General features: G+C 72.5%; 9 protein-coding genes. 4 read left to right on the forward strand and 5 right to left on the reverse strand.

The window, feature by feature from the left end; genetic code table 11:
- Positions 1-843 precede the first annotated feature (843 nt).
- Complete coding sequence (locus QZX64_RS05400; RefSeq protein ID WP_295657575.1) at positions 844-2,898, reverse strand: cation:proton antiporter; 2,055 nt, start codon at positions 2,896-2,898, stop codon at positions 844-846.
- A 257-nt stretch (positions 2,899-3,155) separates the two neighbouring features.
- On the opposite strand from QZX64_RS05400, the gene QZX64_RS05405 reads away from it, so the two are divergent.
- Entirely contained in the window at positions 3,156-3,689 is a 534-nt protein-coding gene (locus QZX64_RS05405; protein ID WP_295657576.1) for an ATP-binding protein, read from the forward strand.
- A 228-nt stretch (positions 3,690-3,917) separates the two neighbouring features.
- Here QZX64_RS05405 and QZX64_RS05410 read toward each other — a convergent pair whose 3' ends face one another.
- Positions 3,918-4,190 carry a hypothetical protein gene (locus QZX64_RS05410; protein WP_295657577.1) on the reverse strand — a complete coding sequence of 91 codons (273 nt, stop codon included), beginning with the start codon at positions 4,188-4,190 and terminating at the stop codon, positions 3,918-3,920.
- 164 nt (positions 4,191-4,354) lie between these two features.
- Here QZX64_RS05410 and QZX64_RS05415 point away from each other — a divergent pair, with 164 nt between their 5' ends.
- Entirely contained in the window at positions 4,355-5,290 is a 936-nt protein-coding gene (locus QZX64_RS05415) for an ABC transporter ATP-binding protein (RefSeq protein WP_295657578.1), read from the forward strand.
- Positions 5,290-6,288, forward strand: coding sequence for an ABC transporter permease subunit (locus tag QZX64_RS05420; protein WP_295657580.1), 999 nt, complete (start codon positions 5,290-5,292; stop codon positions 6,286-6,288). The genes QZX64_RS05415 and QZX64_RS05420 overlap by 1 nt, the downstream gene beginning before the upstream one ends.
- Positions 6,289-6,381: 93 nt before the next feature.
- Here the strand turns inward: QZX64_RS05420 and QZX64_RS05425 are convergent, their stop codons facing one another.
- A complete protein-coding gene (locus tag QZX64_RS05425) occupies positions 6,382-6,762 on the reverse strand; it encodes a hypothetical protein (protein WP_295657581.1) in 381 nt (126 codons plus the stop codon).
- A gap of 110 nt (positions 6,763-6,872) precedes the next feature.
- Between QZX64_RS05425 and QZX64_RS05430 the strand changes: the two genes are divergently transcribed.
- Positions 6,873-8,573 carry a SpoIIE family protein phosphatase gene (locus tag QZX64_RS05430; RefSeq protein ID WP_295657582.1) on the forward strand — a complete coding sequence of 567 codons (1,701 nt, stop codon included), beginning with the start codon at positions 6,873-6,875 and terminating at the stop codon, positions 8,571-8,573.
- A gap of 117 nt (positions 8,574-8,690) precedes the next feature.
- On the opposite strand, the gene QZX64_RS05435 is transcribed toward QZX64_RS05430, so the two are convergent.
- Positions 8,691-9,047 (reverse strand): hypothetical protein, encoded by a 357-nt coding sequence (locus QZX64_RS05435; RefSeq protein WP_295657583.1) that lies wholly within the window; start codon positions 9,045-9,047, stop codon positions 8,691-8,693.
- Positions 9,044-9,339: DUF4331 family protein (locus QZX64_RS05440; RefSeq protein WP_295657584.1), on the reverse strand; the 296-nt coding region annotated here is incomplete at its 5' end. The genes QZX64_RS05435 and QZX64_RS05440, both read right to left, overlap by 4 nt.

The following is a 9,339-nucleotide window of genomic DNA, read 5'->3' on the forward strand; positions in this document are numbered from 1 at the left end:
ACGGTGTCCTCGGCGTCCTGGAACGATCCGAGCATCCGGTAGCAGTGCACGTGCAGCTCCCGCCGGTGCCGCTCGGCCCGCGCCGAGAACGCGGGCTCGTCGATCTCGCCCAGACCGCTCACGCCCACCTCCTCCAGTCGCATGTTCGCACTCATCGTCATCCTTCCGTCCCGTCGTGGTGTCGTAGGTATGACGGCGATGACCGCGACAACTCATCACTGGGGTCGGTCGGGATGTCCCGCGCACGCGACCGAGCGACCGAGCAACGGGCTCGGGTTGAGCTCTGCCGAGTCCTGTCTCCGGCGTGGGGGACACGCCGGCTCACCCGGCAGGCCGTAGCCACCGACGACGGCGCGGAGGAACGCCAACGGCTGTGGGCGTCGCTGAAGCAGGGACCGGGCGTCAGGTCCTACGAGCCCACGCCGGAGCGGCCGTACCCGCCGTCGGACGTGGCTCGTGCCTGGGGGATCGGCTGTCGCGAGCTGGGGGATCAATCCCGCCGGCGCACCTGTCCGGTCTGCCCTGACGTCGTCGAGTGCTTCGGTCAGGTAGTCGGGGATCGAGGTCGCATGGGTCCTCACCCCAGGGGCCTCACCGGGCGCCCGAGCCTCGCAACAAGCCGCCGTCGCCCGCCACCCGGTTCCCACCCTGGTGACCGGTCGTGACCGGCTCTCCCGGAGGAGTCTCACCGGACCACGTCAGACCGATCGCGCTGCTCGGCGGTGAAGACACACGGATCCGCCCGCACCCCTCGTCGGCGACTACGCGCCACGACCTCCACATGTCATGAGCGGCTCGGGGAGGAGCAGGCTGCAGCGAGGGACGAGTGCGCCGCCGCCCTGCTCAGCCGCCGGGACGGCGCTCGGGACGCGAGACGGTCGTGCCGTCGAGGAAGCAGTAGCCCCACTCATCGCCGGGCTCGGCGGAGGTGAGGAGCGGATGGCCGGTCTCGTGGTGGTGTGCCCGCGCGTGGCGACCCGGCGAGGAGTCGCAGCAGCCCACGTGGCCGCACTCGAGGCAGATCCGCAGGTGCACCCATCCGTGGCCGCCGCGCTGGCACTCGACACACCCCTCGGAGCGCGGCAGCACCGGTCGCGACGACGGCCCGTGCGGGCAGCCGCTGTCGGCCGGCCAGCGGTAGTCGACCAGGCGGGTGGTGTCGGCCCACGAGCCCTGGTCGGGTCCGGCCCCCGGCCCGGGCCGCACCACCTGCGGCACGCCGATCCGGTCGAGCACCGTGCGGTGCAGGCGCTGGCGCCCGACCGCCTCGGGGTCGACCACGTGGTCCACCCCCGCCTCGGCCAGGGTCTTCAGATCGGGGCCGCCGTGGGCACGCACGACGATCGGGGCGGTGGTCAGCCGGCGCGCGACGGAGGCGACCTGGGCGGCCTTCTCGTGGTCGTCCTCGGCCACCACGACCAGTCGGGCCGCCTCGACGCTCGCCTCCTGCAGCACGTGCGCCCGCATCGCGTCCCCGCGCACCACGGGCACACCCAGCGCCTCGGCGTCGCCCGCGCCACCGGGGTTGAGAGTGGTCATGACCACCTCCGTGCCGCGCGCCCGCAGGTCCCGGGCCAGCTCGACGGAGTCGGGACCCCACCCGAGGAGGACGACGTGGTCGGACCGCTCGGCCGCTCCCGGCGTCGCTGCGCCGTCGGCGGCGGCCCCGCCCGGCGAGGAGCGCGCATCGCCGCGCGGACCGCGTTCGGGGAGCATCCGCTCGCCGAGCGCCGCGAGGGCCGGGGTCGCGACCATGAGCAGGACGGTGGTGGCCACGAACACCTGGGATCCCTCCTCGCCGCGACCCAGCGGCGAGAGCCCCACGCCCTCACCGACGGTGAGCAGCACGAAGGAGAACTCCCCGACCTGGCCGAGCAGCAGCCCGGCCGCCAGCGCGTCGCGCCAGCCGACCCGCAGCGGCAGCAGCGCTGCGGTGGTGGTGAGGGTCTTGATGACCAGCACTCCGACCGCTGCCCCCAGCACCAGGGGCAGGTTGCGCAGCAGGAAGCCGACGTCGAGCAGCATCCCGACCGAGACGAAGAAGACGGCCGAGAAGATGATCTGCAGCGGCAGCACCTCGGCGAAGGCGTGCGTGCTGTGCCGGCTCTCGCTGACGACCAGGCCGGCGAGGAAAGCACCGAGAGAGACGCTGACCCCGGCCAGGGCGGTGAGGTAGGCCGTGCCGAAGCAGATCGCGATGACCGCGAGCAGGAAGACCTCCGGCGAGCACAGCGCGGCCACCCGCTCCAGCACCGGCGGCATGACGCGGCGAGCGACCACCAGCACGAGCCCGATCACCCCGATCGCGACCGCGAGCGCACGCAGCAGCGATCCGGCACCGCCGGAGGCGTCGGCCCCGAGGAGCGGCACGACGAGCACCATCGCGACCACCGCGAGGTCCTGGAAGATCAGCGTGGACAGCGCGAGCCGTCCGCGGGTGGTGCCGGTGCGGCCGGTGTCGGCGAGCAGCTTGAGCACGATCGCCGTCGACGAGAGCGCGACGAGAAAGCCGGTGAAGAGCCCTGCGCGCCAGTCGCCGCCGATCATCGCGACCACGCCGACGCCGGCGGCGGTCGCGAGCAGCACCTGGGTGCCGCCGCCCAGCACGATCCAACGCCAGACGCGAGCCAGCCGCTCGAGGGAGAACTCGATGCCGATGGTGAACAGCAGCAAGATGACGCCGAACTCAGCCGCGGCGTCGACCGCCTCCCCGGTCGGCACCAGACCGAGCTGGCTCGGCCCGATCACCACGCCGGCGAGCAGGAAACCGACGATCGGCAGCACCCGGACGCGCGCGCTGAGGTAGCCGACGACCGCGGCGGCGAGCACGACGGCTGCGGTCGCGCTGAGGTAATCCGGGACCCCTCCGGCCGCTGCCAGCGGGAGGGGCATGGGCATCACCGGCGGTCTCCGACCATGGCCTCCATGGTACTGCGTCCGAAAGGCCGCCCCCGCGGCCCGCTCCGCCACCTCGCCCTGACGACGCAGTTGTCGGCAACGGGTCGCGCGCACGCTCACCAGCAGCATCGGCGTCTTCCCGCTGCTCCACGAGATCCGTGCCGACGAGGCGGCCGTGGGACTGGAGGAGGACCAGCCCGTAGGCGAGAGTGCGGGACGTCGGCCATGATGAGGCGTCCGCCTCGGAGGGGAGGACCATGCGGCCGACACTGTTCCTCACTGTGGGGCTCCCGTGCACCGGGAAGACCACGGCTGCGCGGCGCCTCGAGCTCGAGCAGCGGGCACTGCGCCTGACGAAGGACGAATGGGTGAAGGCCCTCTACGGGCCCGAGAACCCGCCGGGGGCGCAGGACGTGATCGAGGGACGCCTGATCGAGATCGGGCTGCGCGTCCTCGGGCTCGGCACCAGTGTGGTGATCGACTACGGCCTCTGGAGCCGCGACGAGCGCTCCGCCCTGCGGCAGGCGGCAGCAGACCTCGGCGCGGGGGTGGAGATGCACTACCTCGTGCTCGCTCCCGGCCAGCAACGGGCCCGACGTGATCAGCGCCAGGCCGAGGCGCCTCACACGACGTGGCCCATGTCCGATGCGGAGCTCGCCGCGTGGGCCGCCGACTTCGACGTCCCGACACCGGGTGAGCTCGACGGCAGCGAGCCCATCGACGACCCACCGGCCGGCTTCGCGAGCTGGGAGGAGTGGCGCAGGCACCGCTGGCCGCCGTCGGTGTCCTGACGCCTGCTCTCACCGCATGCTGGTCATGGCCGGGCCCTGCGGGGCCGGGGAGACCGTCGTTCAGCCTCTCGACCCACGCCGGTCACGCCGCCGCGCGACGTGGAGCACGGCGCCCCAGCCACGACGGAGCAACCCGTCTGGTCGCTCGGCCAACCGGCGCCGGATCTCTGAGTACAGCCGATGCCGCTGCCACGGCTCCATCGCGATCTGGCCCGAGAAGGTGTCGAGCTACCCGATGTAGCGATCGGCGTCGTAGGGCAGCAGCTCCCACGCGCGCCGGTGGCGAACCGCTGGATCGAGCCAGTGCCACGCGGTGGCCGCGGAGCCCAGGTCGAACGGCTCGTGCTGCGACGGCCCGCGGCGACCGACGCCGGCCCCGGCTCGACGCAGCGAGGCGAAGCCCTCTGCGGGCCAGCGGCAACGTCGCGTCGCCGGAAACGCACCCGAGCTCGAGGAGCCAGGCACCCGCACCCAGCGCAGCCGCAGCTCGCGATCGGTCATGCCACGATCATCTCGTCGTCGACGCGGAGCCGGTCGGCTGGCCACGCCGGATCTCGAGATCCGTCGGCTCGGGTGGGACCTCGGCGCGCCGCCTGCCCTGACGCCGACGCTCCCTGACACAGTCGCCTGACCGGGTCGAGCGCGACCCCAGGGGAAGGCGTGCCATGAGTGACTACGTGATCGAGGCGTCGGGCTTGCGCAAGGAGTTCCGTACGCGGCGCGGCGAGGTCCGCGTCGCCGTGCACGACCTCGACCTGGCTGTGCCGACCGGCGGGGTGCACGGGTTCCTGGGGCCGAACGGCTCGGGCAAGACCACGACCATCCGGATGCTGCTCGGCCTGGCCCGTCCCACCCGCGGCGCCATGCGCTTGTTCGGCACCCCGGTTCCCGCCGGGCTGGCGCAGGTCATCGATCGAGTGGGCGCCGTCGTGGAGTCGCCGAAGTTCTCACCCAACCTCACCGGTCGCCAGAACCTCGACCTGCTCGCCCGCAGCCGCGGCATCGACCGCGCCAGCGTGGCTGCGGCCATCGCGACCGTCAACCTGGCCGGCCGGGAGAGGGACCGCTACAAGTCCTACTCGCTCGGCATGAAGCAGCGGCTGGCGATCGCGGCCACGTTGCTCAAGAGCCCGCAGCTGCTCATCCTCGACGAGCCCACCAACGGCCTCGACCCGGCCGGCATCAGGGAGATCCGCAGGACCATCGAGGAGCTCGGTCAGGCGGGCGTGACGGTGCTGCTGAGCTCGCACATCCTCGCGGAGGTCCAGCAGGTGTGCGACTCGGCCACCATCATCGGCAACGGCCGGATGCTGGCCTCGGGGAAGGTCGACGACCTGCTCGGGACCAGCCTCGCGCACCGGGTCCGGGTCGCCGACCCGGCGGCGGCGCTGCGGGTGCTCACCGACGACGGCTTCACGGTGAGTCACCTCGACGGCGTCCTCCGAGTCGAGTCCGAGCGGCCGGCCCGGGAGATCACCGCCGCCCTCGGCCGGCACGGGATCTGGCTCGACGAGCTGACGCCGCTGCGAGCAGACCTGGAGACCGTCTTCCTCGGACTCACCGAGGGCGACCGGCTCGGCGCCGAGGACGGTGGGCACTGATGGGTCGCCTCCTGGGTCTCGAGCTCACCCGCCTCCGCTGGCGCCGCGCGGTCGTCGTGCTGCTCGCCGCGTGCGTGCTGGTGCCGGCCGCCATCTGGGTCGCCGTGGCGGTCGAGACCCGACCCCTGACCGACGCCGATGTGCAGCGGGCCGAGGACCAGGTGCAGGCCGAGCTGCAGCAGCCGTACCTCCGCGACGAGATCGAGCGCTGCACCGAGGATCCGCAGATGTACGGCGCCGACCCTGACGATGTCGAGGCGTCCTGCCGATCGATGCTCGAGCCGCGCGTCGAGTGGTACCTCACCCGTCAGCCGCTCGACCTCGCCAACGAGCGCGAGGAGAGCGGCATCGGCGTGATCACGATCCTGGCAGCCCTCGCCATGCTCCTCGGGACGACCTTCGTCGGCCACGACTGGAACAGCGGCTCGATGAGCAACCAGCTCCTCTTCGAGCCCCGCCGGTCACGGGTGTGGCTGGCCAAGGCGCTGGCGGTCCTCCTGTGCGGCCTGGTCGTGGGTGCGGCCGTGCTCGCCTCGTACTGGACCGGCGCATGGCTGCTGGCCGGTGCGCGTGACGTCCAGGCCAGTGGCGAGCAGTGGGCCCTGATCCGCAACCAGAACCTGCGCGGCATGCTCCTGATCGGCCTGGCCGGGCTCGCCGGCTACGCGCTGACCATGCTGTTCCGCAGCACCGTCGCGACACTGGGCATCCTGTTCGCGTTCACGGTCGGCGGCTCCATCGTCATCTCGAGCGTGCTGGGCGAGGCAGCCGCACGCTGGCTGCCGTCCACGAACTTCCTGGCGATCCTCCAGAACGGCACCGAGTTCTTCAACGGCAGCACGGAGGGCCAGGCCTGCACCGAGCAGGCGGACGGCACCATGAGCTGCACGAACATGGAGACGCTGACCCTCGCCCAGGGGTCGGTCTACCTCGGCGTGGTCCTCGTGGTGATCATGGCCGCGTCGTTGTGGTCGTTCCAACGCCGCGACGTGCCCTGAGCCGCGCGCTCGGTCCTGCACCGTGACCACCTCAGCTGGTGGAGCGTCACCGAGGACGCAGCTGGCCCGGCAGGTGGCCATCGTCGGGTGCGGCTACGCCGGCGCGGACCGGTTGCGCGAGCGCCAGGCCAGCACGGTCGTGGCCATCGTCACCGGCGTCCACAGCGCCCGCTCGACCGGCGAGCGGGAGGCGCCGTTGACGACAGCGCCGACGCCCATGAAGAGGCTCAGGGCGGCGAAGCCCTGCGCTCGAGCGCCTGGTGAGCCGCTGTCGAGCAGGATGAGGGCCGCCGCGCCGCCGTAGGTGAGGGCGGCCAGGCCGCTGATGGTGCGCAGGTGGCGGGGCAGGACGCCGGCACGGGTCCCGCCGTACGCCGCGCGACCCCATGGCGCGCCTGCCGCCAGGGCCACCTGGAACGCCCCGACGACGACGAGTGCCGCCGCGGTCGCTTGCTCGGGACGTCCGGCCACCATGCCACGGAGACTACTGATCCGCGCCTCTGCGGACGAGGCGTGGCTGTCCGGGCCGTACACCGGGGTTCCGGTGGGGTGCTCGCCACCCGGCGGCGCCTACTCTTCACCCCGTGAGTGTTGGGGAGGCGTCCATCGAGTGGCGCGGAGCGGGGCCGCTGCAGACCGCGTACGAGGCCGTCGACTGGGCTGCCGGACCGCTGGGCGCGGTGGAGACGTGGACACCCGCCCTGCTGGCCGCCGTCGACACGATGCTGCACACCCGCTTCCCGGTGACGCTCTTCTGGGGCCCGGAGTTCGTGCTCGTCTACAACGAGGCCTACACCGAGCTCATCGCCGACAAGCACCCCGGCGCCCTGGGGCGCCCGGCCCGCGACGTGTTCCCGGAAGCGTGGGACGTCATCGGGCCGATGATGGAGCAGGTGATGGCCGGCGGTGGGCCCACCTGGGTCGTGGGCGCCCCGGTGCCGCTGGAGCGCAGGGGCTTCCTCGAGGAGTGCTACTTCACCTTCTCCTACTCCCCGGTGCACGGCGCCGACCGGCGGGTCGAGGGTGTGCTCGACATCGCCGCGGAGACCACCGAGCAGGTCGTCGCCGCCCGTCGCCAGGAGCTCCTGGCCCAGCTCGGCGACCAGCTCGCGGCGGTCGAGGACGTCGACGAGCTCGCCGACCGGGTGCGCATGGTCCTCGCCGGCGCCCCGGCCGACCTGCCGCTCGCGAACCTCCACCTCCCGGGGGTGCCGCCGACCACCACGACTCCCGGCGAGTGGATGCCGGCGGCTCCGCCGTACCCGCTCGCGGGTCGGCGCCTGGTCGCCGACGAGGATGAGGACGGCACGACCGCGTGGCTCCCACTGCCGCTGGCGGTCCTTGATCCGGTCGAGCGCCGAGCCACCACCGCCCCTGACGCCAACGAGGCGGACATGGTGAGCGCCCACGAGTCGATCCTGGTGGTCCGGTGCAGCGAGCGGTTGGTGTTCGACCGCGGCTACCGGTCGTTCCTCCGGCTGGTCGCCAGCGCCGTCGCTCAGGCGGTCGGACGGCTGGTCACGCGCGCCGCGGAGCGCGCACTGCACGAGCAGGAACGTCGCTTCTCCACGGCGCTGCAGCGCAGCCTGCTGACCGGGCCGATGCAGCAGGACCGTCTCCAGGTGGCGGTCCGCTACGAGCCGGCCACCGAGGCGGCCCAGATCGGCGGGGACTGGCACGACTCGTTCGCGCTCCCCGACGGCGCACTGGCCCTCACGATCGGTGACGTGGCCGGCCACGACCGGGACGCAGCCGCTGCCATGGCCCAGGTGCGCAACATGTTCCGAGGCATCGCCTACACGCTCGAGGAACCCCCGGCCCGTGTCGTGAGCGCGCTCGACCAGGCGATGATCGGGCTCGACGTGACGACGATCGCCACCGCGATCCTGGCGAGGGTCGAGCCGACGAGCGAGCACGCCCGCACCGATCTGCACCTGATGCGGTGGACGAACGCCGGTCATCCGCCACCGGTGCTCCTCCAACCGGACGGCAGCGTGGTCGTGCTGTCCGGTCACGACCTGCTGCTGGGACTGCACGCCGACACCGAGCGCAACAACCACGCCGCGATGCTGGAGCCCGGTGCGACGGTGGTCTTCTACACCGACGGACTCATCGAACGACGCACGTCCGACCTCGACCACGGCCTCGACTGGCTGACGGCGGCGTTGGCCGAACGGGCAGGCGATGACCCCGAGCACCTCGCGGACGCACTGCTGCAGCAGAAGCTCCCCAACCCGACGGACGACATCGCGATCCTCGTCCTGCGCGTGCACCCGCACACGTGACGGGTCGGCGGAACGACGGCGCGGCCCGACCTCCCGCACCGGGAGCGCCCGTGCCCGGGCCGGCACGGGCATCCCGGTGCGGATCAGGTCATGCCTTGCGCCGTGTCGCTGAGCGCCTCACTCCGGCCAGGTGGCCGTGGTCACCTCCGCGCCGTGGATCTCCACCGTGAGAACGACGTCGTCGGTGCCCACCGCGCACAGCTCGTAGTGCCCCTCGACCAACTCGGGGAAGACCAGGGACGGCGAGCTCCCACCCACCACCGGTCGGTTGACCACGGCGACGTGGGGGTGGTGACGGTGCACGTCGTCGGGCGCCGACCGGTGCGCGGTCGTGCCGTGACCGTGCGGCCGGATCTCGACCTCGATCCCCTCCAGCTCGGCAGGCATGGTCACGACCAGCGCGCCGACGTCGCCCCCGATGTCGAGCAGGACGGAGCCCTGCCCGGCATGGGGGTTCTCCATGGACGCCGTCACGAGGCCTGGGTGCCGGGTTGCGTGGTGCCGGGCTGCGTCTGGTAGCCACCGCCGGGAAGCCCGAGGTTGGGGAACTCCCTCGTGGTCGGTGGGTTGGTGTTCTCCGTGCCGTCGGTGACGCCGCTGGCCGCAGCGTCGGGGGTGAAGGACGGGTCGACCAGCGGGATCGTCGCACCGGCGATGGCGCGCAGCTCGATGGTGGTGACGTCGTCGTCGACTCGCCGCCCGTTGGGGAAGCCCGCGAGGTCGCCTCCGACGATGCCCAGGTTGTTCGGGCTGGCCGAGGGCGGTA

Origin of the sequence: uncultured Nocardioides sp., assembly GCF_902805925.1 — a bacterium.
Classification (GTDB): Bacteria; Actinomycetota; Actinomycetes; order Propionibacteriales; family Nocardioidaceae; genus Nocardioides.

Coding starts and splice junctions, on each gene's coding strand:
- QZX64_RS05405 (WP_295657576.1), top strand. CDS start 3,156: ATGCGGCCGACACTGTTCCTCACTGTGGGGCTCCCGTGCACCGGGAAG.
- QZX64_RS05425 (WP_295657581.1), bottom strand. CDS start 6,762: ATGGTGGCCGGACGTCCCGAGCAAGCGACCGCGGCGGCACTCGTCGTC.
- QZX64_RS05400 (WP_295657575.1), bottom strand. CDS start 2,898: ATGCCCATGCCCCTCCCGCTGGCAGCGGCCGGAGGGGTCCCGGATTAC.
- QZX64_RS05420 (WP_295657580.1), top strand. CDS start 5,290: ATGGGTCGCCTCCTGGGTCTCGAGCTCACCCGCCTCCGCTGGCGCCGC.
- QZX64_RS05410 (WP_295657577.1), bottom strand. CDS start 4,190: ATGACCGATCGCGAGCTGCGGCTGCGCTGGGTGCGGGTGCCTGGCTCC.
- QZX64_RS05415 (WP_295657578.1), top strand. CDS start 4,355: ATGAGTGACTACGTGATCGAGGCGTCGGGCTTGCGCAAGGAGTTCCGT.